General features: G+C 61.7%; 22 protein-coding genes and 1 pseudogene. 10 read left to right on the plus strand and 13 right to left on the minus strand.

The window, feature by feature from the left end:
* Positions 1-278 precede the first annotated feature (278 nt).
* From dapA to AC19YS_RS26250, 3 genes are all read left to right on the plus strand, one after another.
* The gene (gene dapA / locus AC19YS_RS26240) at positions 279-1,142 is read left to right on the plus strand and encodes a 4-hydroxy-tetrahydrodipicolinate synthase (RefSeq protein ID WP_500602990.1); all 864 of its coding nucleotides are present in this window, start codon (positions 279-281) and stop codon (positions 1,140-1,142) included.
* 143 nt (positions 1,143-1,285) lie between these two features.
* A complete protein-coding gene (locus AC19YS_RS26245; protein ID WP_500602991.1) occupies positions 1,286-2,662 on the plus strand; it encodes a pyridoxal-phosphate dependent enzyme in 1,377 nt (458 codons plus the stop codon).
* Positions 2,659-3,825 (plus strand): cystathionine gamma-synthase, encoded by a 1,167-nt coding sequence (locus AC19YS_RS26250; RefSeq protein WP_169366885.1) that lies wholly within the window; start codon positions 2,659-2,661, stop codon positions 3,823-3,825. Before AC19YS_RS26245 ends, AC19YS_RS26250 begins: the two co-directional genes overlap by 4 nt.
* A gap of 667 nt (positions 3,826-4,492) precedes the next feature.
* Here AC19YS_RS26250 and AC19YS_RS26255 read toward each other — a convergent pair.
* Positions 4,493-6,691, minus strand: coding sequence for an OsmC domain/YcaO domain-containing protein (locus tag AC19YS_RS26255; RefSeq protein WP_200625595.1), 2,199 nt, complete (start codon positions 6,689-6,691; stop codon positions 4,493-4,495).
* Positions 6,692-6,825: 134 nt separating this feature from the next.
* Here AC19YS_RS26255 and AC19YS_RS26260 point away from each other — a divergent pair, with 134 nt between their 5' ends.
* Positions 6,826-7,446 (plus strand): LysE family translocator, encoded by a 621-nt coding sequence (locus AC19YS_RS26260; RefSeq protein ID WP_500602992.1) that lies wholly within the window; start codon positions 6,826-6,828, stop codon positions 7,444-7,446.
* Here AC19YS_RS26260 and AC19YS_RS26265 read toward each other — a convergent pair.
* The 3 genes from AC19YS_RS26265 to AC19YS_RS26275 are packed head-to-tail and all read right to left on the minus strand — an operon-like array spanning position 7,433 to position 10,154.
* A complete protein-coding gene (locus tag AC19YS_RS26265; RefSeq protein WP_500602993.1) occupies positions 7,433-8,605 on the minus strand; it encodes an arabinose transporter in 1,173 nt (390 codons plus the stop codon). The two genes, AC19YS_RS26260 and AC19YS_RS26265, sit on opposite strands and share 14 nt — an antisense overlap.
* A gap of 12 nt (positions 8,606-8,617) precedes the next feature.
* Entirely contained in the window at positions 8,618-9,484 is an 867-nt protein-coding gene (locus tag AC19YS_RS26270) for an SDR family oxidoreductase (RefSeq protein WP_500602995.1), read from the minus strand.
* A 13-nt stretch (positions 9,485-9,497) separates the two neighbouring features.
* A complete protein-coding gene (locus AC19YS_RS26275; RefSeq protein ID WP_169366890.1) occupies positions 9,498-10,154 on the minus strand; it encodes an O-methyltransferase in 657 nt (218 codons plus the stop codon).
* A 111-nt stretch (positions 10,155-10,265) separates the two neighbouring features.
* Between AC19YS_RS26275 and AC19YS_RS26280 the strand changes: the two genes are divergently transcribed.
* From AC19YS_RS26280 to AC19YS_RS26290, 3 genes and pseudogenes are all read left to right on the plus strand, one after another.
* A complete protein-coding gene (locus tag AC19YS_RS26280; RefSeq protein WP_124417641.1) occupies positions 10,266-10,898 on the plus strand; it encodes a TetR/AcrR family transcriptional regulator in 633 nt (210 codons plus the stop codon).
* Between the two features lie 28 nt (positions 10,899-10,926).
* Positions 10,927-11,742: a suppressor of fused domain protein gene (locus AC19YS_RS26285; RefSeq protein WP_500602996.1), complete on the plus strand. Its 816-nt coding sequence runs from the start codon at positions 10,927-10,929 to the stop codon at positions 11,740-11,742.
* A gap of 305 nt (positions 11,743-12,047) precedes the next feature.
* A pseudogene (locus AC19YS_RS26290) lies at positions 12,048-13,361 on the plus strand (NAD(P)/FAD-dependent oxidoreductase).
* A 5-nt stretch (positions 13,362-13,366) separates the two neighbouring features.
* On the opposite strand, the gene AC19YS_RS26295 reads toward AC19YS_RS26290, so the two are convergent.
* From AC19YS_RS26295 to AC19YS_RS26310, 4 genes are all read right to left on the minus strand, one after another.
* Positions 13,367-13,723 (minus strand): hypothetical protein, encoded by a 357-nt coding sequence (locus AC19YS_RS26295; RefSeq protein WP_500602997.1) that lies wholly within the window; start codon positions 13,721-13,723, stop codon positions 13,367-13,369.
* A gap of 75 nt (positions 13,724-13,798) precedes the next feature.
* On the minus strand, positions 13,799-13,975 hold the full coding sequence (locus AC19YS_RS26300) for a hypothetical protein (protein WP_500602998.1): 177 nt from the start codon (positions 13,973-13,975) through the stop codon (positions 13,799-13,801).
* 16 nt (positions 13,976-13,991) lie between these two features.
* Entirely contained in the window at positions 13,992-14,513 is a 522-nt protein-coding gene (locus tag AC19YS_RS26305) for a GNAT family N-acetyltransferase (RefSeq protein ID WP_500602999.1), read from the minus strand.
* 30 nt (positions 14,514-14,543) lie between these two features.
* On the minus strand, positions 14,544-15,929 hold the full coding sequence (locus tag AC19YS_RS26310; protein WP_500603000.1) for an XAC2610-related protein: 1,386 nt from the start codon (positions 15,927-15,929) through the stop codon (positions 14,544-14,546).
* A gap of 126 nt (positions 15,930-16,055) precedes the next feature.
* Between AC19YS_RS26310 and AC19YS_RS26315 the strand changes: the two genes are divergently transcribed.
* A complete protein-coding gene (locus AC19YS_RS26315; RefSeq protein ID WP_500603001.1) occupies positions 16,056-16,616 on the plus strand; it encodes a cysteine hydrolase family protein in 561 nt (186 codons plus the stop codon).
* On the opposite strand, the gene AC19YS_RS26320 is transcribed toward AC19YS_RS26315, so the two are convergent.
* Complete coding sequence (locus tag AC19YS_RS26320; protein WP_106579020.1) at positions 16,613-17,068, minus strand: NUDIX hydrolase; 456 nt, start codon at positions 17,066-17,068, stop codon at positions 16,613-16,615. The two genes, AC19YS_RS26315 and AC19YS_RS26320, sit on opposite strands and share 4 nt — an antisense overlap.
* Before the next feature lie 5 nt (positions 17,069-17,073).
* Positions 17,074-17,718, minus strand: a complete 645-nt coding sequence (locus AC19YS_RS26325; protein ID WP_106579019.1) for a TetR/AcrR family transcriptional regulator — start codon at positions 17,716-17,718, stop codon at positions 17,074-17,076.
* Positions 17,719-17,790: 72 nt separating this feature from the next.
* Between AC19YS_RS26325 and AC19YS_RS26330 the strand changes: the two genes are divergently transcribed.
* The gene (locus AC19YS_RS26330) at positions 17,791-18,657 is read left to right on the plus strand and encodes an aldo/keto reductase family oxidoreductase (RefSeq protein ID WP_500603002.1); all 867 of its coding nucleotides are present in this window, start codon (positions 17,791-17,793) and stop codon (positions 18,655-18,657) included.
* 8 nt (positions 18,658-18,665) lie between these two features.
* On the opposite strand, the gene AC19YS_RS26335 is transcribed toward AC19YS_RS26330, so the two are convergent.
* Both AC19YS_RS26335 and AC19YS_RS26340 read right to left on the minus strand, forming a co-directional pair.
* Positions 18,666-19,112, minus strand: coding sequence for a bleomycin resistance protein (locus AC19YS_RS26335; protein ID WP_200625624.1), 447 nt, complete (start codon positions 19,110-19,112; stop codon positions 18,666-18,668).
* Complete coding sequence (locus AC19YS_RS26340; protein WP_500603004.1) at positions 19,112-19,558, minus strand: HIT family protein; 447 nt, start codon at positions 19,556-19,558, stop codon at positions 19,112-19,114. Before AC19YS_RS26340 ends, AC19YS_RS26335 begins: the two co-directional genes overlap by 1 nt.
* A 173-nt stretch (positions 19,559-19,731) precedes the next feature.
* Here AC19YS_RS26340 and AC19YS_RS26345 point away from each other — a divergent pair, with 173 nt between their 5' ends.
* Positions 19,732-20,376, plus strand: a complete 645-nt coding sequence (locus AC19YS_RS26345; RefSeq protein ID WP_500603005.1) for an aspartate/glutamate racemase family protein — start codon at positions 19,732-19,734, stop codon at positions 20,374-20,376.
* A 10-nt stretch (positions 20,377-20,386) separates the two neighbouring features.
* On the opposite strand, the gene AC19YS_RS26350 is transcribed toward AC19YS_RS26345, so the two are convergent.
* Complete coding sequence (locus AC19YS_RS26350) at positions 20,387-21,889, minus strand: FAD-dependent oxidoreductase (protein ID WP_500603006.1); 1,503 nt, start codon at positions 21,887-21,889, stop codon at positions 20,387-20,389.
* Position 21,890: the final 1 nt, after the last annotated feature.

Below are 21,890 nucleotides of genomic sequence, written 5' to 3' on the forward strand. Positions count from 1 at the left end.
CGTCACATCCGCTGAAGATGGAGGCCTTATTCAGGGTGTGTCAGCGCATGTCTGCATCGTCTTTCGTTAACCTTTGTGCCGTTGACTTGATTGCCAAGGCGCAAGGTTGCGTGGCGCACGCCCTCAAATCGAAGAAACAGTCGCTCATGTGACCGGGGCGCGCTGTCCCGTCAGATGAGCTGACAGGACATTGAGCGCGACGGACCTCCCTCCCTTTGCACAATCCCCCTCTGCCCTTCTGACGGTGACTCCAGCGGTCAACCATCAGGAGAAAGTGCATGTCATCGTTTCAAGGTATCTGGGTTCCCGTGGTCACGCCGTTTCATGACGGCGCCATCGACTTCATCGGCCTGCGCCGGATGGTCAGCCACCTGCTGGAAAAGCACGTGGCCGGCATCATGGTCTGCACCACCACCGGAGAAGCGGCGTCACTGAGCCGTGAGGAACAACTGGCCGTGCTGGATGCGGTGCTGCAACTCGTGCCGGCGCAGCGCGTGGTGATGGGCCTGGCAGGCAACAACCAGCCTGAACTGCTGCAGTTCCAGAGCGAAATCCTCAAACGCGCGGTGGCCGGCTTGCTGGTGCCGGCGCCCAGCTATATCCGCCCCTCCCAGGCCGGCCTCGAAGCGTTTTTCCGCACGGTGGCCGACGCCTCCAGTGTGCCGGTCATTCTCTATGACATTCCCTACCGTACCGGCGTGACCTTCGAACAGGCCACTTTGCTGAACATCGTCAAGCACACGCGAATCGTCGCGATCAAAGACTGCGGCGGCAACCTGGCGACTACCTTGGCGCTGCTCGCCCGCGGCGACGTGGAGGTGTTGTGTGGCGAGGATCTTCAAATCTTCAACGCGCTGTGCCTGGGCGCCACTGGTGCGATTGCAGCCTCGGCCCATGTGCACACCGAGGACTTTGTGGCGCTGTACCAGCAGGTACGCGACAACCAGCTCAGCGAGGCCAGGGCGACTTTTTTCAGGTTGATGCCCCTGATCAACACCCTGTTCATGGAGCCCAACCCCGCGCCGGTAAAGGCGGCGCTGGCGATGCAAGGTTTGATCGCCAGTGAGCTGCGCGCGCCGATGCAAACAGCCAGCACTGGCGTTATAGAGCGGTTGCAGCAGGTTTCGATGCGCGGCGTTTAAGCGTCAACACGCGCTCATGCGCCAAAAAAAGACATCCAACGGACCGCCCGGTTGCGACCGGCGCGATCCCGGCCTATGTTCCAAGCCATGCTTTGCATTTTTGCTGTCCCTCCCCCTACGCCTCTTCCGTACCAGGTGACGACATGCCCACGCTTTCCCGCCCTGCCGTACTCGAATTGATCGGCAACACGCCGCTGGTCAAGGTCAGCCGATTTGATACCGGCCTGTGCACGCTGTTCCTCAAGCTTGAATGCCAAAACCCCGGTGGCTCCATCAAAGACCGCATCGGCCTGGCCATGATTGACGCCGCCGAACGCGACGGCCGCCTGCGCCCCGGCGGCACCATCATCGAAGCCACCGCCGGCAACACCGGCCTGGGGCTTGCGCTGGTCGGCCGGGCCAAGGGCTACCGCGTGGTGCTGGTGGTGCCCGACAAGATGTCCACCGAAAAAGTCCTGCACTTGAAGGCCATGGGCGCCGAGGTGCATATCACCCGCTCCGACGTCGGCAAGGGCCATCCCGAGTATTACCAGGACGTGGCTGCGCGCCTGGCCAAGGACATTCCCGGTTCATTTTTTGCCGATCAGTTCAACAACCCGGCCAACCCGCTGGCTCACGAAACCAGCACCGCGCCGGAAATCTGGGCGCAAACCCAGCACGACGTGGATGCGATCGTGGTGGGCGTCGGCTCGGCCGGCACCCTCACCGGCCTGACGCGTTTCTTCAAACGCGTACAGCCGGAATTGGCCATGGTGCTGGCGGATCCGGCGGGTTCGGTGATGGCTGAATACAGCCGCAGCGGCAGGATGGAAACGCCGGGGTCATGGGCCGTGGAAGGCATCGGCGAAGACTTCATCCCCTCTATCGCCGACCTCTCCAGCGTGCGCCACGCCTATTCCATCAGCGATGAAGAAAGCTTCGACCACGCCCGCCAACTGCTCAAGGCCGAAGGCATTCTCGGCGGCTCGTCAACCGGCACCCTGCTCGCTGCTGCGTTGCGTTATTGCCGCGAGCAGACCGAACCCAAACGCGTGGTCACCTTCGTCTGCGACACCGGCACGCGGTACCTGTCCAAGGTTTACAACGACCAATGGATGAACGACGCGGGCCTGCTCCAGTACAAACACTACGGCGACCTGCGCGACCTGATCGCCCGCCGCTTCGAAGACGGTCGCGTGATCAGCGTGAGCCCCGACGATACCCTGCTCACGGCCTTCCAGCGCATGCGCCTGGCCGATGTCTCGCAACTGCCGGTGCTGGTCGAAGGCCGCGAACTGGTTGGCGTGATCGACGAGTCCGACATCCTGCTGGGGTTGCACCATGACGCCGCCGACTTTTCCATGATCGTTGCCAGCGCCATGACCGACACCTTGCAAACCCTGGCCCCGAGTGCCAGCCTGGCCGAACTGCAGGCGGAACTTGATCGCGGCCTGGTTGCCATCATTGCTGACGCTTCAGGTTTTTATGGCCTGATCACCCGCGTCGACCTGCTTAATCACCTACGGAGATCCCTTGCATGAGTCAGCCCGATAAAAGCGCCTTTGCCACCCGCGTGATCCACGCCGGGCAATCACCCGACCCGACCACGGGAGCGCTGATGCCGCCGATCTATGCCAACTCCACGTATCTGCAAGACAGCCCCGGCGTGCACAAGGGCTTTGACTATGGTCGTTCTCACAACCCCACGCGCTTTGCCCTGGAGCGCTGCGTGGCCGACCTTGAAGGCGGCAGCCAGGCGTTTGCCTTTGCCTCCGGGCTGGCGGCGATTTCCACCGTGCTGGAACTGCTCGATGCCGGCGCGCACATCGTCTCCGGCAACGACCTGTACGGCGGCACCTTCCGCCTGTTCGACAAGGTGCGCCAGCGCAGCGCCGGGCACCGGTTCAGCTTTGTCGACTTGAGCGACTTGCAGGCGTTCGAGGCGTCGTTGCAGGACGACACTCGCATGGTCTGGGTCGAGACCCCGAGCAATCCGCTGCTCAGCCTCACTGACCTGAGTGCAATCGCGCGAATCTGCCGCGACCGCGGCATCATCTGCGTAGCCGACAACACCTTTGCCAGCCCATGGATCCAGCGCCCGCTGGAGCTGGGGTTCGACATCGTGGTGCACTCCACCACCAAATACCTCAACGGCCACTCCGACGTGATCGGCGGCATCGCCATTGTCGGCCATAACCCGGAGCTCGCCGAACGCCTGGGCTTCCTGCAGAACTCAGTCGGCGCGATTGCCGGCCCGTTCGATGCATTCCTGACGCTGCGCGGCGTGAAAACCCTGGCTTTGCGCATGGAGCGCCATTGCAGCAATGCCCTGGAGTTGGCCACCTGGCTGGAAAAACAGCCGCAAGTCTCACGGGTTTATTACCCAGGCCTGGCCTCGCATCCCCAGCACGAACTGGCACGCAAGCAGATGCGTGGGTTTGGCGGGATGATTTCGGTGGATTTGAACAGTGACCTGGCCGGCGCCACACGCTTTCTGGAAAACGTGAAGATCTTTGCCTTGGCCGAAAGCCTGGGCGGTGTCGAAAGCCTGATCGAACACCCGGCGATCATGACCCACGCCAGCATCCCGGCAGCAACGCGGGCGCAACTGGGCATTGGCGACGGTTTGGTGCGTTTGTCGGTGGGTGTTGAAGACGTCGAGGACCTGCGGGCCGACCTGGCGCAGGCATTGGCCCTGATCTAACCCAATCGCCCAAACAATCAAGCCTCAACTGTGGGAGCGGGCTTGCTCGCGAAGGTGGTGGGTCAGTCTGTCTATCCAGTGACTGATACGCCGCCTTCGCGAGCAAGCCCGCTCCCACAGGGGTTCAGCGTCGGGCTCAAATGATGTTGATTGTTCCCACACTCAAAGGTGGGAGCTGGCTTGCCTGCGAAAGCATCACCTCGGTACACCTGAAACACCGAGGTGTCTGCATCGCGGGCAAGCCCGCTCCCACAGGGTTAGCGTCGGGCTCAAATGATGTTGATTGTCCCCACACTCAAAGATGGGAGCTGGCTTGCCTGCGAAAGCATCACCTCGGTACACCTGAAACACCGAGGTGTCTGCATCGCGGGCAAGCCCGCTCCCACAGGGGTTCAGCGTCGGGCTGAATGATGTTGATTGTCCCCACACTCAAAGGTGGGAGCTGGCTTGCCTGCGAAAGCATCACCTCGGTACACCTGAAACACCGAGGTGTCTGCATCGCGGGCAAGCCCGCTCCCACAGGGGTTCAGCGTCGGGCTGAATGATGTTGATTGTCGCCGCACTCAAAGGTGGGAGCTGGCTTGCCTGCGAAAGCATCAGCTCGGTACACCTGAAACACCGAGGTGTCTGCATCGCGGGCAAGCCCGCTCCCACAGGGGTTTACGCGTCAGGCTGAGGTGATATTCGCACGCGCCGCGTGCAGCTTTTTGTAGCTGTCGATCAAGCGCAAATGCCGATCCAGCCCTTCCAGCTTCATGCTGGTCGGCGTCAAGCCATAGAAACGCAGCGTGCCGTTGACCGAGCCGATCACCGCGTCCATGCGCTCATTGCCGAACATGCGGCGGAAGTTGGCCTCGTAATCCGCGAGTTCCAGGTCCTCGTCCAGGTGCATCTCCAACACCGCGTTCACCGCCTGATAGAACAGGCCGCGATCAGCAGTGTTGTCGTTGTACTGCAGGAACATCTCCACGCACTCTTTCGCCTCCTCATATTGCTGCAAGGCGAGGTAGATCAGCAGCTTCAACTCCAGAATGGTCAGTTGGCCCCACGCGGTGTTGTCGTCGAACTCGATGCCGATCAAGGTGGTGATGTCGGTGTAATCGTCCAGCTCGCTTTCCACCAGACGCTCAGCCAGCGCTTTGAGCTCGTCATCGTTGAGGCTGTGCAGGTTGAGGATGTCGGCCCGGAAAAACAGCGCCTTGTTGGTGTTGTCCCAGATCAGGTCATCCACCGGGTAAATTTCCGAGTAGTCCGGTACAAGGATGCGGCAGGCGGTTGCGCCTAGGTGTTCGTACACCGCCATGTAGGACTCTTTGCCCATGCCTTCGAGGATGCCAAACAGGGTCGCGGCTTCCTGGGCATTCGAGTCTTCGCCCTGGCCCGAGAAATCCCACTCAACGAACTCGTAGTCTGACTGGGCACTGAAGAAGCGCCACGAGACCACGCCGCTGGAGTCGATAAAATGCTCGACGAAGTTGTTCGGTTCGGTCACCGCGTGGCCTTCAAAGGTCGGCTGCGGCAGGTCGTTCAAGCCTTCGAAGCTGCGGCCCTGAAGCAATTCGGTGAGGCTGCGTTCCAGCGCCACTTCCAGGCTTGGGTGGGCGCCGAACGAGGCGAATACGCCGCCGGTGCGCGGGTTCATCAAGGTCACGCACATCACCGGGAATTCACCGCCCAGGGACGCGTCCTTGACCAGCACCGGGAAGCCCTGGGCTTCCAGACCTTGAATACCGGCAAGAATTCCCGGGTATTTGGCGAGCACTTCAGCCGGTACGTCCGGCAGGGCGAATTCGCCTTCGATGATTTCGCGCTTGACCGCGCGCTCGAAAATCTCCGACAGGCACTGCACCTGGGCTTCGGCCAGGGTATTGCCGGCGCTCATGCCGTTGCTGAGGTAGAGGTTTTCGATCAGGTTGGACGGGAAGTACACCACCTCGCCATCGGACTGGCGCACGAACGGCAGCGAAACAATGCCGCGTTCTTCATTGCCCGAGTTGGTGTCATACAGGTGCGAGCCGCGCAGTTCGCCATCGCGGTTGTAGATTTTCAGGCAGTAGGCGTCGAGGATTTCAGGCGGCAGCTCGTCTTTGCTGCCCGGCTGGAACCAGCGCTCATCCGGGTAGTGCACGAACGGCGCGTTGGCCAGTTCCTCACCCCAGAACTGGTCGTTGTAGAAGAAGTTGCAGTTGAGCCGCTCGATGAACTCGCCCAACGCCGACGCCAGTGCGCCCTCTTTGGTCGCGCCCTTGCCGTTGGTGAAGCACATCGGCGACTGAGCATCGCGGATATGCAGCGACCAGACGTTGGGCACGATATTGCGCCACGAGGCGATTTCAATCTTCATGCCCAGCCCCGCGAGGATGCCGGACATGTTGGCGATGGTCTGCTCCAGCGGCAGGTCCTTGCCAGCGATGTAGGTGCCCGTTTCAGAAGCAGCATTAGGCATCAGCAACGCCTGGGCATCGGCGTCGAGGTTGTCCACCTCTTCAATCACAAACTGGGGCCCTGCCTGCACGACTTTCTTGACGGTGCAACGGTCGATGGAGCGCAAAATGCCCTGGCGGTCCTTGTCGGAGATATCCGCCGGCAACTCGACCTGGATCTTGAAGATCTGGTTGTAGCGGTTTTCCGGGTCAACGATGTTGTTTTGCGACAGGCGAATATTTTCGGTGGGGATATTGCGCGTTTCGCAGTACAGCTTCACAAAGTACGCCGCACACAACGCCGACGAAGCCAGGAAGTAATCGAACGGACCCGGGGCCGAACCATCGCCTTTATAGCGAATGGGTTGGTCGGCAATCACCGTGAAGTCATCGAACTTGGCTTCAAGCCGAAGGTTGTCGAGAAAGTTGACCTTAATTTCCATGCGGGCACACCAGAACGAGCTAAACAAATTGGCCGCCATTATGAAGATTTTCGCCGGGAAGTCTCAGGGTTTTCCGAATTGGCTGCCGATCGGTGCTAACGTTCCAGCCAACCTCTCGTTGAAGTTGTGCGCCCATGCCCATCACCGACAACCTCCTCGCCTTCACCTTCGCCGCCACTGTGCTGACGCTCACGCCCGGGCTCGACACCGCCTTGGTGCTGCGCACCGCTACGGTAGAAGGCAAGCGTCAGGCGCTGCACGCTGCCCTCGGCATCAACGCCGGTTGCCTGGTGTGGGGCGCGGCGGTGGCTTTTGGGCTGGGCACGTTGATTGCAGTGTCGGAGGTGGCGTTCAACCTGCTCAAGTATTGCGGCGCCGCTTACCTGGCCTGGTTGGGCGTGAACATGCTGCTGCGCCCGCGCCGTTCACTGTCGTCGGCCAACGCTGACGCCAGGCCCGGCGGCAACTGGTTTTTCAAGGGCATGCTGGGCAATGTGCTGAACCCTAAGGTGGGGATTTTTTACGTGTCGTTCCTTCCGCAGTTCATTCCCCAAGGCCATTCGTTGATTGCCTGGACGTTCGGCCTGGTGAGCATTCACGTGGTGTTGGGGCTGGCGTGGTCGTTGGCGTTGATTGGCGCCACCCGGCCGCTGTCCGGCTTCCTGCGCCGAGAAAAGGTCATTCAGTGGATGGACCGCACCACGGGCCTGATCTTCGTTGTATTTGCCGCGCGCCTGGCCTTCAGCAAGCGCTGAGTTCAGGCTGTTTAGCTAACAACAGCCACGCCACCACCACCGACATCGTCACCGCCACGGCGCCTGCCAGGTACACCGACGCTACGTCGGTAGCACCGGCCAAAGCGCCGGCTAGCGGGGTGGTGATCCCTAACGCAATATCGAGGAAGGCCACATAGGCGCCCATGGCCAGCCCGCGCGTTTGCGGGGGCGCACGCTTGATCGCCTCGACACCAAACCCCGGGAACGCCAACGAATAACCGAAGCCGGTCAGCGCTGCGCCCACGTACGCCGTCAGCGGTGAGCCTGCGCCCCAGATCAACAACTGCCCCGCCGCTTCGATCAGTACACAGACCAAGGCGACGACTGCGCCACCGAGCTTGTCCGGCAGGTGCCCGAAGAAGATTCGCGCGCCAATAAATGCAAGGCCAAACGCGGTGAAGGCGAACGACGCGTTGCCCCAGTCCTTGGACGCAAACAGCAGCGCGATAAACGCTGTGATCAGCCCAAAACCGATGCTGGAAAACGCCAGCCCCAGGCCCGGCAACCACACTGTGCCCAGTACTTTGTAAAACGAGGTGCGCCGCTGGCTGGTGGGCGCAACACCCTTGGCCCCCGCGACGATGGCCAGCGCGCACAGCGGCAACAGCAGGGACGCGATGCTGATTCCACTGAACCCCCACTGGCTGTTGATTGCCACGCCCAACGGTGCACCCAGCGCAAATGCGGCATAGATCGCAATGCCGATCCAGGCCATGACCTTGCCGGCGTTTTGCGGCCCGACCAGGCCCATGCCCCAGCCCATCGAGCCGGTGATGATCAGGCTTTCACCCACGGCCAGCACCACGCGCCCGGCGAGCAGAACCCACACCGACAGCGCCGGTGTGTCGACAAACGCCAGCGACGCCAGGTACAGCACACCGGAACTGGCCGCCACCAGCATGCCAATCAACATCGCGCGCTTGGGCCCGCACATGTCGGCAAAATTGCCGGCCCAGGCCCGTGACAGCAACGCCGCCACGAATTGCGCGCCCACCACCACGCCGACCACCAGGGTGCTCATGCCCAAGGTGTGGTTCAGGTGCAGCGCCAGCACCGGCAACTGCAGGCCGATGATCAGGAAGCCGACGAACACCGCCAGGGTGATCGGCAGCATTTTCAGCAAGACAGGTTGAGTCATGAAAACCTTCCGTCAGAGGGTGAAGTAGTCGGCTTGATCAAGGTCTGTGAGCAAGTCCGGGCCGCTGGGCACCCAGCCCAGCAGGTCGCGGGTGCGCGCGCTGGAAACGGCCATGTCGGCCCCGGCCATCATCGCGAACCAACCAAAATGCTCACGCGGCCGGGATTGCACCGGCACACCCAGGCGGCGCCCGATGACCTCGGCGATGGCTTTGAAGGGCACGGCCTCGTCCGCAACCGCGTGGTACACGGCTTGGCCGACGCCCTCCTCCAGCGCCAGGCGGTAGACCCGCGCCGCGTCGGTGCGGTACACGCCCGACCAGCAATTCTCGCCGTCGCCGATATAGGCCGACACGCCCGTCTGCCGTGCCAGGCGAATCAAAATCGGCAGAAAACCATGGTCGCCTACCCCGTGCACCGACGGAGCCAGTCGCACGGTTGCCGCCCGTATGCCACGCTCGGCCAACCGGCGCGCCGCGGGCTCGGATTGGCGCGGGGCGCCAGCGTTCGGTAAGTCACTCTCGAGCGCGCCGCGCGCCAGGCCCGACAAACCCGAGGTCACGATCAGCGGCGTATCCGAGCCTTTGAGCACACTTTCCAGCGCCTCGATCACGCGACGGTCCTGTGCGCAGTTTTCGATGAACCGTGTGAAGTCATGATTGAACGCGGTATGGATGACCGCATCTGCGCTCCAGGCCGCACGGCGCAAAACATCCAGGTCATCCAGGCAGCCGCGCAGCACTTTCGCGCCGGTGGCCGCCAGTGCCTGGGCCTTTTCATCGCTGCGGGCCAAACCGGTGACCCGGTAGCCGGCGCCGATCAGATCCTTGACCACTTCGCAGCCAACCCAGCCGGTGGCTCCCGTGACAAATACATGCATGAGGTGACTCCTGTTAGCGCAAGCGGATCGAGAGTTCGATGTCGTCGGCAAAGGGCACGGACAGGTAGCCGTTCGCAGGCTCGCGCACGTGCGCCAGGTAATGCGGGCAATAGTCGGTATTGTCGGCTATCACCAGCGCGCCGGGCCGCAGGTGTTTTTGCACCCGGTGCAGCACGTCGCCATACAGGCTCTTGGCGCCATCGAGCAGCAGCAGATCGACCGCTTCCGGCAGATCTGTGGCCAACGTCACCAAGGCGTCGCCCTCACGGATTTCGATCAGGTCGCTGACGCCGCCCTGAATGAAATGCTCGCGTGCCAGGGCGATCTTCGAGGGCTCGAATTCACTGCCAATCAGCACGCCGCCACCGTTGTCGCGCAACGCGGCGGCCAGGAACAAGGTAGAAAGGCCAAACGACGTCCCAAACTCCACGATGGCCCGCGCCTTAGTGCTGCGCGCCAACAGGTACAACAAGGTGCCGGTGTCGCGGGAGACCGGCAGCCACAGGTCTTTGAGCATCGTGTAGAGCGCGAGGTAGTCGGTTTTGCTGTGCATCAGACGGTCGCGCTCTTCACGCGAAACGCTGTTGATGAGAGGGCTGGTGGCCGCATTGGCTTGTGCGTACAGGCGTTCGATCAAGGGCGCCATTGGCGCCGAGGTCAGGGTCGACATGATTGATTTCCGTGAGGTTGGGACTAAGATGCGACTAATTCGTCGCATTAAAAGTATGCGAGTGATTCGTCGCATTCGCTATTCGCGTTAGCCCCGCCGCTGGAGCCCTTGATGACAACCCGCCAGACCGCCCGTATTTCCTCACGCAAACAGCCACAACAGGCGCGTTCCACCGAGCTGGTGGCGGCGATCCTGCAAGCAGCTATTCAGGTTTTGGCCAAGGAAGGCGCCACGCGTTTCACCACCGCACGCGTGGCGGAAAAAGCCGGCGTGAGTGTCGGTTCGGTGTACCAGTACTTCCCCAACAAGGCGGCCATCCTGTTCCGACTGCAGAGCGATGAGTGGCAGCAGACCACGCAGATGCTGCGCGACATTCTGGATAAAACCGACGTTGCGCCGCTTGAGCGCCTGCGCACCCTGGTGCATGCGTTTATTCATTCCGAATGCGAGGAAGCGCAGATGCGCGTAGCGCTGAACGACGCCGCGCCGCTGTATCGCGATGCGCCCGAAGCCGTGGAAGTGCGCGCGGCAGGTCAGCGCGCCTTTGAGACGTTCATGCTTGAATTGCTACCCGATGTGCCTGCTGAACGCCGAGCACTGGCCTGCGATTTGATCCTGACCACGCTCAGCTCGGTGGGTAAGGATTTTTCCGGCAGCCCACGTACGGCGGCGGAAATAGCTGTTTACGCCGATGGAATGGCTGATATGTTTCGCGCCTATGTAAACGCACTGAATCTGCTGTAAAGCACTTATCTCCAGCAAAGGAATGCCCATGGACTTCTTCAAGAAGTTGTTCGGTATTGCCAAAAAACCTGACGCCGAAGCGGCCCTGTCCGCGCCGACTGAACCTGTTGAGCCGGTTGAAACAGCAGCAGATGCAGCCAATATCGCCGCGCGCCTTGCCAGCGGCGATTGCCTGGACCGTCACTGGCAGACCGTGGGTCGCGTGGAACAGGCCGTGCTGACGTACATGATCAGCCCAAGCTTTATCGGCGGTCCTCATTGGCCCTCCACCCGCCAGGCGTACCGCGTGGTGCGCCGTGATGAATCCATCGTCCTCGCCACCGAAGGCCTGTCCGACCCCTTCGACGATGCAGAAGGGCTGGGCAATGGGTTTGAGATGGAATTGTTCCTGGAAACACCGGATATCCCCGACGACGCCCGTGGCGAGCCGGGTGATGTCGACCCTTTGCGTCGCAGTTGGGCGTTCGAGCTGCTCGAACACGTCGCCAAGACCGTGGCTAACGCGGGCGGCATTACCCACCAGTTGGACAATCACGGCGTACTGTCTTTGGAACTGCCAGGGTTCAGCCTGTCACATCAGATGAGCGATCAAGTGCCCACGCTGTTCGTCACCGAAGACGACGCCGCCGGTGTGCTGCTCGGTGGGCCCGAACCAGACTTCCCTACCCGCCTTGAAGACATGCCGCTATCGCCGGTGCGACTGGTGCCGGTGGTGTTGATTACCGCGTCGGAGCTTGAGTATGTGCGTGCAGGTGGGCGTGCGGCTCGAGAGGACCTGGTGGCGCGTTTGAACGCCGCCGGCGTAGGGCATACCAGCACCTTGTATCGCCAAAGCGTGGTATGAGGGAGCGTTGCGCCGCCGCGACGATTGTTTAACGAAGCCATAACTGAAGGTACACAAACGGCGATTTAACGCACCTGCGCGTGGTGGGAGCATCGGCAACCATGATTTCGCTATTGCGTGTGTTCCCTCGCCACCTGCACCCTTGCTTTCCGAAGGCGCGTGCGCGTCCCTGCGAAAACCCGCTGTTCAATATCATCCTGGCCTTCTGGGCGCTGTGGCATTGCCGTCATGCGCGTCCGCCCGATGCACGCCTCTGATCAAGTCGAAACGCCTCGCCGGCATTCATTTTTCAGAAGGATCATTCCATGACCGCAGCCATGCGCCCTGTCATCGGTGCTGCCCAGCGCAGCGCTTCGTATTACACCGCCAGCCTCAACGACGCTACCCAGTACCCGACCCTGCAAGGCCAGGTCAGCGTTGACGTGGTGATTATCGGCGGCGGCTTCACCGGCGTTGCCAGTGCCGTCGAGCTGGCTGAACGCGGGCTCAAGGTCGCGGTTGTCGAAGCCAACCGGATCGGCTGGGGCGCCAGCGGGCGCAATGGTGGGCAAGTCACCGGCAGCCTGTCGGGCGATGAGGCCATGCGCGAGCAAATGCGCAACCGCCTGGGCACGTAGGTGGACGACTTCATCTGGCACTTGCGCTGGCGTGGTCACGAGATCATCGAGCAACGCGTGAATACGTACGCCATTGACTGCGACCTCAAGCACGGCCACTTGCACGCGGCGATGAAGCCCTCGCACCTGAGCGAACTGCGTGCTTTCCACGACCAGGCACAACGGCGCGGCATGGGCGATCAGGTCAGTCTGCTCGATCAGGCCGCTATGCGTGAGCATCTGGACAGCCCGTTGTACCTCGGTGCGCTGAAAAACACGCGCAACCTGCACGTGCATCCACTGAACCTATGCCTGGGCGAAGCCCGCGCGGCGCACAGCCTGGGCGCGTTGATTTATGAGAATTCCGCGGTGCTGGAAATCGTGCATGGCGACCGGCCTGCCGTGATCACCGCCCTTGGCCGCATCGACGCGCGCCAGGTGCTGCTGGCCGGCGACGTGTACCACAGGCTCGAACCCAAACAGCTCAAGGGTAAAATCTTCCCGGCCATGGGCGGCATTGTCACGACCGCGCCGCTGGGCGCGCTGGCGCAGCAGATCAACCCACAGGACCTGGCGGTGTACGACTGCCGGTTCGTGCTCGACTACTACCGCCTGACGGGCGATGGGCGCTTGCTGTTCGGTGGCGGCGCAAACTATTCCGGGCGCGACTCACGCGACATTGCCGCAGAGCTGCGCCCATGCATCGAGCGAACGTTTCCCGCGCTGAGGGGGGTAGACATCGAGTTCCAGTGGAGTTGTGCGATGGGCATTGTGATCAATCGCATCCCGCAGTTGGGCAAGCTCTCAGAGCATGTCTGGTACTGCCAGGGCTACTCGGGGCATGGCATCGCCACCAGCCACATCATGGGCGAGATCATGGCCGAAGCGCTGACCGGCACGCTGGAAAAGTACGACACGTTTGCCGGCTGCAAACACATCAAGGTGCCGCTGGGCAATGTGTTCGGCAACCCGATGCTGGCGGTGGGCATGTGGTACTACCAGATGCTCGAGAAGCTGCGCTGACCCACTCAGGGTTGAGCGGGTTGCTTGCGGTACATGCCGTTGAAGAACGTGGCATTGTCCGGCGCCGAGTTGTGCTCGATCACCGCGAAATTTTTCACCAGTTGAATGTGGTACGGGCCGTTTGAAGGGGGTGCCAACGGCTCACGCACGATGATCAGGTTCTCGGTTTCCATTGGCCCCGTGTAGCCGCGCGGCATGCTGGAGTTTCCGCCGAACTCGGTGGGCGGGACTTCTTCCTGGGTGTAGGCGCCCAGCCGTACCAGCTCGCCGTTGCGCATTTTCCAGCGGGTAGAACAGATCCAGCAACAATCGCGGTCCACTTGGGAGAGCAAAATGCCCTCTGAGGGACTGAGCGAGAACATGCCGCTGCTGGTCTCCCAGGCCAGCTTGGTCAAGGGCGCGTTGATTACCCAACGCTGGGTTTGCGGGTCTTGCAGCTAAACATCGAACATCGGTTTGTAGCGCTGGGTGGGGTCGTTGCCATTGCGAATCGCCAGGTCCTGGCGGCCGTTCTGGTCGAAGTCGGCGAAATACAGCAGGCTGAACGGCCCAAGCAGCCCATTGTCGGTCTTGCCATGTTGGTCCACCGGCACATTGGCGGCCGGCGAGTGCAACTGGTGGGGGGCCGTTTCAGGCGCCCTTACTGGGCGATACCCACCACGTCATTGCACACCGGCTACCGGCTTCAAAGCCGTGGGCGTACTCATCGGCCAGGATATCTGCCAGGCGCTTGTCCCCTTGCTGCTGGAAACCCAGGCGGCTGTAAAACGGCGCGTTCCACGGCACATGCTTGAACGTCGTCAGTGTCACCGCACGCAGTGGATAGGAACGCGCACAGTCCATCGCTGTTTCCACCAGTTTGCGCCCCCATCCCTGGCCTTGTATGGATTGCGCGACGGACACTTCATGAATATGCAAAGCATCGCCCTGGCGTTCTGCGCTGAGGAAACCCTGTGGCTGGGCGTCAGCATCGACGACCACCCAACAGGTCGATAGTCCGATCAGTTGGCGATGGCGTTCAACGCTCATCGTGGGGGTGTCCGCCAGCCAGCTCAAGCCATCGATATGACGGAATACGTGAGCGGCGCTCAGCTCAACGTTGGGCAATAGCGGCGCGTCATCGGCAAGCGCCGGGCGAATGTGTACAGGCATGAGTTCTCAGGTCCGTGGCTGGCAGGTGAATCAGGGCTGTTTGCGGTACATGCCCGTGAAGTAGTCCGGGCTGTCCGGCGCCGAGTTATGTTCGATCACCGCGAAGTTTTTCACCAGTTGGATGTGGTACGGGCCCACGCGCTGCGAGGCCAGCGGCTCTCGCACGATGATCAGGTTTTCGGTTTCCATCGGCACCGTATAGTGCGCCGTCGCGATCGCTTTGGCGCTCGCGGTGTCTTTCAGGGTGAGGGTGATTTCTGCCAGTTCCCTGCCCTGGGCATCGCGCTCGGGCAGGACTTTCAGGTCGAGGTCGCCGTCGCGGTCCAGGAAGTCACTGCGCATCTGGTAGTGGCCGCTGCGCTGGTCACGCGCGACTTCGTCGAGTTTGGTGTAGTCCGGTTCCTGGTACTCATCGTGCAATTGGATCGCCAATTCGCGGTCGTCGCCCCTGGCGCCGCTGACCCAGGTGCCGCCATAGTCTGTGGAGATCCGCCAGATGCCGGTTTGATGGCCGTCGTCGGTGTATTCATGCAGGTTGAGAAAAGGCTCACCGTCATAGTCTGCTCTCGAACCAATCAATTTGATCGGCGCACCGCTGCCACTCTTGGTGTATCGCAACTCACCAATCACCACCGCGCCCTGGTCCTGGTACCAGATTTCGACCGGGATCTTGCCGTTGAGCGTGCCGACCAACCGGCGTGCATCTTCGTTGACGGGGCCCTCCAGCCTCGGGGTTTCCAGCCATTGGCCGGCCTTCCATTCGCCGGTGGTACGCAGCATATAGCCGCGGGGCATGCTGGAGTTCTGGCCAAATTCGGTGGGCGGGACCTCTTCCTGTGTATACGAACTCAGCTGCACCAACTGACCGTCGCGCATTTGCCACTGCGCCGAGCGCGTCCAGCAGCAACCACGATCTGTTTGCGAATGGATAACGCCGTCCTGCGCGTTGACCGAAAACATCCCGCCGGAGGTTGCGTTAGCCAACTCGGTCAGCGGCTCATTCAGCACCCATTGGGTTTTCTGCGGGTCTTGCAGGTACACATCGTAGTTGTACTGGAAACCTTCATCGGCGCCGTTGCCATTGCGGATCGCCAGGTCCTGGCGGCCATCAGCGTTGATGTCGGCAAAGTACAGCAAGCCGTACTGCCCAACCAAATGATCCGGGTCAGTTTTGCCGTTGCGCAGCGGTACGTTTCCGGCCGGGGTCTGCAACTGCTGGAGGACTTCGAGGGTGTTTTTGTCGCGCACGGTGATCAGTGCCGGTGCCGGTTGATCCAGCGCTTCGGGCACTTCGGGGAATAGCACTTCGACCAGGTAGTTACCGCTGGGGTCATTGACCGAGAACGAGCGTGGTTCGGCCATGACCGGCAACGCGAGGGTCATGGAAAGGATCACACCGCAACGTAGCGCGCGCATCCAGAGCATCCTTGCTGAAATTGGGGGCCGCAGTGTAAAGGCAAACAGCGACGGGTTCGAACAAATCCCTGTTGGCGTGCCTGCAATCGCTGGTATGTTCGCTCCAGATCAGCAAAAGGATGTGCCATGGAACCGTTAGCGACGAACGCAGCATTGGTAATCATCGACATGCAACAGGGCATGAACCATCCCAAGCTTGGGCGCCGCAACAATCCAGAGGCTGAGTTGCACATGCAGCAGCTTCTGGGCGCCTGGCGGCAGTCACAACGCCCGGTCGTGCATGTCCGGCATATGTCGCGCACGCCTGGCTCGGTGTTTTGGCCAGGCCAGCCGGGCTGTGAATTCCAGGAAGCGCTGGCGCCGCTCACGCATGAGCACGTGCTGGAGAAAAACGTGCCGGATGCGTTCGCGGTCACCGGCCTGGAGCGCTGGCTGCAGATACGCGCGATCAGGCAGTTGGTGATCGTCGGCGTGATCACCAACAACTCCGTCGAGTCTACGGCGCGGTCCGCCGGCAACCTGGGTTTTGACGTGATCGTGGCGGCAGACGCTTGCTATACGTTTGATCAAACCGACTTGTCGGGGCGGCTCTGGCCTGCCGAGGATGTGCATGCGCTGTCGCTGAGTAACCTGGCGATGGACTACGCCCGGGTCATGGACACACTCGATATCCTTGCCGCGGCTTAAGCGGCAAAAATGCCCGCGTTGACCAGCATTTCAATCAGTCCCTGGGGCCATACCGTGTCCTCGGTCGATCGCAACGCCTGAGCGGACCACCAGCGATGGTCCGCCATCACCTGCGTCTCTTGCGGCGTCCACTCTGCCCTGGAAAGCGCCTCGCTCGCGACGTGAACAATAAAGTAGTGCTCAATCGCCAATACCGTTTCACCGCTGGGCAGCATCAATTCGAAGCTGCTTTGTGCCACTGGCGCTTCAACAGTGCTGAGCACAATGCCTGTCTCTTCGCGCAGTTCGCGCAGAGCTGCCGCGTGGAAGGTTTCGCCCTCCTCGACGCCGCCGCCGGGCGTGGCCCAGTAATCCCTACCGGCCAGGGCGCCGTCTTTATGCACAAACCTGAACAGCAGCACTTCATCCGCCGGGTTTATAACCAACAATCGTGACGCCTTTCGCTCGCGCATTCGCTTTATTCCTTGCTTGAAATCGGGTGCTGATGGGCTTGCAGATAGGCCCGTAACAGCAGTGTGGTCTGCTGCTCAAGTCCTGCTTCGAACGCGGGCGATGCATTGCCTTCGAGCAGGGTCCGTACCGGGCCGACGATAGCGCTCAGGGAAATCCCGGCGGTCAGGATCGGGTCTTCAAAATGCGCATCCGGCGCCGTCTCCAGCATGGCGGCGATCACCGCCACCATGCGCGTGTTGATGCGCGCGACCAATTCGGCACCGCCCCGCTCGCCCGCAATGGCATACAACGCCTTGGAAACGCCCTGGTCGCGCAACTTGGCGGTGACCAACGCGCTGACCAGGCCGCACGCCATTTCCGCCACCGGCCTGCCTTGGTGCCGGTCGCACGCCAACTCAACCGCTTCGGCCACCCACTCGAGGTGTTTTTGCAGTACGGCGGCAAGCAGCGCGTCGCGGTTGGGGTAGTACTGGTAGAGACTGCCCACCGACATGCCAGCGCGCTCAGCCACTCGGGTGGTGGTGCAGCGGATCAAGCCCTGCTGGGTCAAAACCTGAAGCGTTGCGGTGTGCAGTGCCTCGACGGTGGCGACTGAGCGCGCCTGAACCGCTGATTTTCTTGGCTTTAAGGTGGCTTTGACGGTGCTCATGGAATGCGAATTCCAAAATCTGAAGGATCCTTCATATTAGAGCCTTACTCAGATGAAGCAAGGGTGATGGCTATGACGGGCTTGGCAAACAGCGGCACCTTCACATTGGGCGACCGCCAAGTGAACCGCATCGGTTACGGCGCGATGCAATTGGCAGGCCCCGGCGTATTCGGCCCGCCCAAGGATCGAGCGGCCGCGCTGGCCGTACTGCGCGAGGCCGTCGAAGCCGGCGTGAACCACATCGACACCAGCGACTTCTACGGGCCGCATATCACCAATCAGCTGATTCGCGAGGCGCTGCACCCTTACCGCGATGACCTCACCCTCGTCACCAAGATCGGTGCCCGCCGTGACAGCGAAGGTGGCTGGCATGCCGCGCCTTCGAGGGAAGCGCTGATACAGGCCGTGCATGACAACCTGCGCAACCTGGGCCTGGATGTACTGGACGTGGTCAATTTCCGCGCGTCCCACAACCTGATGGGCCCCGGCGAGGGCTCGAACGAAGCGTCATTGACTGCGCTGGCAGAACTGCAACAGCAAGGCCTGGTGCGCCATATCGGCATCAGCAACGTGACGCCGACGCAGGTGGCCGAGGCGCGCAACATCGTCAAGTTCGTGTGCGTGCAGAACCTGTACAACATCGCGCATCAGCACGATAACGCCCTGATCGACGAGTTGGCACAGCAAGGCATTGCCTACGTGCCGTTCTTCCCGCTGGGCGGTTTCACACCGGTGCAGTCATCGACACTGACGCGTGTTGCACAGCGGCTGGGCGTGACGCCCAAGCAGCTGGCGCTGGCGTGGCTGCTGCATCGCTCACCGAACATTTTGCTGATTCCCGGCACCTCGTCGGTGGCGCACTTGCATGAAAACCTGGCGGTGGGCGAACTGGTATTGACCGATGAGACTGTGGCTGAGCTGAATGCCATCGCGCACTGAACCACCCGCTATGTGGGCACCCCGTCATCGAGCCGGCGTGCCCTTTCGCCAAGTCTTTCGACCAGCCTGACCAAATAACCGTCCGGGTCCTGCACGAGAAACTCACGCTGCCCGACCTCGACCTCACCGGCCCTGTACCAGACATCCTTGCAGGGTTTGAACACGGGATACGCCACAGCATCGAGCCGCTCAATGAGCGGACCAACCGCCGCCACATCAATCTGCAGATTCATACCGCGCCCCAGCGGCAGGTCCAATGCCGCCGTTTGCCACTGATTGGCGCGCGGGTCGATTTGCTCGAGCATCACCTGCGCGCCGTTGAGGTCAAGGTAGGCAAAGCCTTCTTCCAAACGCTGGTAAGCCACCGTGAAGCCAACCCATGACACCCAGAATTCGAGGCTGGCATTCAGGTCAGTGACCATCAATTCCGGGACCAGCTTATTTCTTTGCATCATCATCCTGCGTCCAGTGTGGAGGTCAGCAATTGCGCGAGCTTCTTGCGCAGGTCACCGTGCTGCTCTTCAGCGTAAGGCGGTGCCGTTTTCCAGTCGTAGAACCATGCGGGCATCGTGCGCTTTTCGTCCGGCTCCGTGGCGTAGCGAGGGAAAATATGGCTGTGCAACTGCGGCTCCGAGTTTCCCAAAATCTCGTAATTGATGCGCAACGCACCGGTGGCGGCCAACAGGGCATCGCCGATGCGCGCCATGTCGAGCAGGTAGGCAGCGCGGGCGTTGGCGTCCAGGTCATTGAGGCTGGCGACCACGGGATCGGGCAGCAGCAGGCAGTAACCGGGCAAAAACTGTACGTCGCCCATGACCGCCCAACCCGAGGCCATGCGGCAGATAACCTTGTCGTTGGCACCCTTGCGGGCCAGTTCTACGCGGTGTGAAATCAGCGGCATGCATTGTCCTTAATGACGCAGGCAAGAAAGTGACAGGCTATGTGAACCGGGCGCATCCATGCAAACATAGGCCGGGCTGACGCTGTTAGCCCAGCAACCGAACGGGTGCACGCCCTGCCGACTGACGAGTGACTCCGATAAACATTGCAGCGCAGCCAACGTGGAATAGCCCGATGCAAATGACCTGTCTGCATACCGCTTCCAGCAATATCAAGGTCTTCGATGCCGCCGCAGACAAGCTGGGGATCGCGCCCAATGTTCTGCATCATGAAGTGCGCGCAGACCTGCTCGCCGCCGCCGAACAGGCCGGTGGCCTGACCGTGGACATTGCCAACGCAACCGCCTCGGCACTGCGCCTGCTCGCGCTTGAGGCCGACGCCGTGTTGCTCACCTGCTCGACCTTGGGCCCGGTGGTCGACGGGCTTTCACCAGGCACAGCCATTTTACGTACTGACCAGGCACTGGCCTTCGCGGCGGTTCAGGCAGGCGGCAACATCGCTGTCCTGTGCGCCGTGGAAACGACACTGGAACCCACCGCTCGCCTGTTCCGGCAGGCCGCGCAACTCACCCGCGCGTCGGTGGATGTGCAATGGGTGCCAGGCGCGTGGGCGCTGTTTAAGGCAGGCGATCTGGACGGCTACCTGGCCGTCATCGCGGACGCGGCCAATCGCGCCTATACGAACGGCGCGTCCACCGTTGCACTGGCCCAAGCCTCCATGAGTGGCGCCGCCGCGCGGGTCACCGCAGGGCCGCCGCCCCTCACCAGCCCGACGGCAGGCCTGAGTGCCGCCCTGCAAATCCTCCTCAAGGGTCGATGACGGGCGGCAGTTAGCAGGCCTTTTCCAGCAGCACCGGCGATAGCCCGACCTGCAACAAGTAAGCCTCCAGCGATTGGAGGCTGCTCGACGAAACAATCGCGCCGACATAGCCATCGGGACGCACCAGCACCCACTCGCCAGGCGCCAGTTCGTAAGCGTCTTGAAACTGCCCTTGCTCATCGATTACCTCACCGTGTGCATCAATGAGGTGGATATGCAGACCGGCCCGAGGCAACACCAAGCCGGGTGCAACGCCGTATCCCAACAGCGTCCAATGCGCGCCCTTGAACAGATCAAACAGGCGCAGTGATTGCCCGCCGGCGCCACGCAGTCGCGCATCCGGCGCACGGTTGCCGACGCGTTCGGCGTGCCCCAGCGCGAGTGACGATTGCGGGTAACCGAGGTCGAGTTGATGCACGTCCCTGCCCCGGCGCATGTCGCCGCGTTGCATGCCCTGGAGCAACTGGGTCGACAAGCCCAGCACCGAAGCGGCTATCGGGCGCCGCTCTTGTTCGTAAGTGTCGAGCAGCGTTTCAGGTGCACCGTTGGCCACCGCCGCCAGTTTCCAGCCCAGGTTGTAGGCATCCTGCACGCTGGTGTTGAGCCCTTGACCGCCGGTGGGTGGATGAATGTGCGCAGCGTCGCCGACTAAAAATACCTGGCCGACGCGGTAGTGATCGGCCAAGCGGGCATTCATGCTGTAAGCCGACGCCCAGGACACGGCGTGCACCTGGATGTCATCGCGCCCGGTGCGTTTTGCGATGAATGCTGTCAGCCCTTGGGCGCTGAGGTCGACCTGAGCCTCGAGCGCAATTGGCGCCTGAATCTGGAACAGCTCGGTGCCGGCCAGAGGGCACACGGCGACCTGCCGCAGCAGGTCGCCTTCGCCGAAGCGGTGCCAGCAGTCCCGCGTAAGCCCCGACAACTGCACATCGGCGACCAGCGCACGCACGCCCAGCGTCTTACCCGCAAACCCGACTTCAAGGGCGTGACGCACAAAACTGCGGCCGCCGTCGGCGCCCACCAACCAGCGCGCACGCACTGATTGCGTGCCTGCCGCGCTGGCCAGTTGTACGCTGACGCCCTCGTCATCCTGTTCGAATGCCACCAGCTCGCAACCAAACTCCGGCCGATGACCGAGCTCGAGCAAGCGTTCGCGCATCACGCGTTCGGTCAGAAATTGCGGCACCATCAACGGTTGTTGATACGGCTCGGCCGCCGTCGAGGCGTTGCGCTCGATGGAATCGGCCTCGGTGTAGCTGCCATCGTCGCGGTAGCGCCGCTCAGTCGGATAGACTCCACCCACGGCGAACAGGCGATCCAGAATCCCGAGGTCTTCGAAAATTTCCTGTGACCGCGGCTGGATGCCCTTGCCACGCGAGCCGTGAAAAGGCTCGGCGTTTTTTTCGACCAGGCGGAACGTGATACCCCGTCGCGCCAAGTCGATCGCCAAGGTCAGACCGGCCGCGCCGGCACCACAAATCACTACATCGACAGCGCATCGCTCGTTCATA

Source organism: Pseudomonas sp. MF08831 (assembly GCF_059862645.1).

What these genes read in the sequence shown, in the direction of transcription:
- dapA (WP_500602990.1), top strand. Translation starts at nt 279, where the DNA reads ATGTCATCGTTTCAAGGTATCTGGGTTCCCGTGGTCACGCCGTTTCAT.
- AC19YS_RS26245 (WP_500602991.1), top strand. Translation starts at nt 1,286, where the DNA reads ATGCCCACGCTTTCCCGCCCTGCCGTACTCGAATTGATCGGCAACACG.
- AC19YS_RS26250 (WP_169366885.1), top strand. Translation starts at nt 2,659, where the DNA reads ATGAGTCAGCCCGATAAAAGCGCCTTTGCCACCCGCGTGATCCACGCC.
- AC19YS_RS26255 (WP_200625595.1), bottom strand. Translation starts at nt 6,691, where the DNA reads ATGGAAATTAAGGTCAACTTTCTCGACAACCTTCGGCTTGAAGCCAAG.
- AC19YS_RS26260 (WP_500602992.1), top strand. Translation starts at nt 6,826, where the DNA reads ATGCCCATCACCGACAACCTCCTCGCCTTCACCTTCGCCGCCACTGTG.
- AC19YS_RS26265 (WP_500602993.1), bottom strand. Translation starts at nt 8,605, where the DNA reads ATGACTCAACCTGTCTTGCTGAAAATGCTGCCGATCACCCTGGCGGTG.
- AC19YS_RS26270 (WP_500602995.1), bottom strand. Translation starts at nt 9,484, where the DNA reads ATGCATGTATTTGTCACGGGAGCCACCGGCTGGGTTGGCTGCGAAGTG.
- AC19YS_RS26275 (WP_169366890.1), bottom strand. Translation starts at nt 10,154, where the DNA reads ATGTCGACCCTGACCTCGGCGCCAATGGCGCCCTTGATCGAACGCCTG.
- AC19YS_RS26280 (WP_124417641.1), top strand. Translation starts at nt 10,266, where the DNA reads ATGACAACCCGCCAGACCGCCCGTATTTCCTCACGCAAACAGCCACAA.
- AC19YS_RS26285 (WP_500602996.1), top strand. Translation starts at nt 10,927, where the DNA reads ATGGACTTCTTCAAGAAGTTGTTCGGTATTGCCAAAAAACCTGACGCC.
- AC19YS_RS26295 (WP_500602997.1), bottom strand. Translation starts at nt 13,723, where the DNA reads ATGTTCTCGCTCAGTCCCTCAGAGGGCATTTTGCTCTCCCAAGTGGAC.
- AC19YS_RS26305 (WP_500602999.1), bottom strand. Translation starts at nt 14,513, where the DNA reads ATGCCTGTACACATTCGCCCGGCGCTTGCCGATGACGCGCCGCTATTG.
- AC19YS_RS26310 (WP_500603000.1), bottom strand. Translation starts at nt 15,929, where the DNA reads ATGCGCGCGCTACGTTGCGGTGTGATCCTTTCCATGACCCTCGCGTTG.
- AC19YS_RS26315 (WP_500603001.1), top strand. Translation starts at nt 16,056, where the DNA reads ATGGAACCGTTAGCGACGAACGCAGCATTGGTAATCATCGACATGCAA.
- AC19YS_RS26320 (WP_106579020.1), bottom strand. Translation starts at nt 17,068, where the DNA reads ATGCGCGAGCGAAAGGCGTCACGATTGTTGGTTATAAACCCGGCGGAT.
- AC19YS_RS26325 (WP_106579019.1), bottom strand. Translation starts at nt 17,718, where the DNA reads ATGAGCACCGTCAAAGCCACCTTAAAGCCAAGAAAATCAGCGGTTCAG.
- AC19YS_RS26330 (WP_500603002.1), top strand. Translation starts at nt 17,791, where the DNA reads ATGACGGGCTTGGCAAACAGCGGCACCTTCACATTGGGCGACCGCCAA.
- AC19YS_RS26335 (WP_200625624.1), bottom strand. Translation starts at nt 19,112, where the DNA reads ATGATGCAAAGAAATAAGCTGGTCCCGGAATTGATGGTCACTGACCTG.
- AC19YS_RS26340 (WP_500603004.1), bottom strand. Translation starts at nt 19,558, where the DNA reads ATGCCGCTGATTTCACACCGCGTAGAACTGGCCCGCAAGGGTGCCAAC.
- AC19YS_RS26345 (WP_500603005.1), top strand. Translation starts at nt 19,732, where the DNA reads ATGCAAATGACCTGTCTGCATACCGCTTCCAGCAATATCAAGGTCTTC.
- AC19YS_RS26350 (WP_500603006.1), bottom strand. Translation starts at nt 21,889, where the DNA reads ATGAACGAGCGATGCGCTGTCGATGTAGTGATTTGTGGTGCCGGCGCG.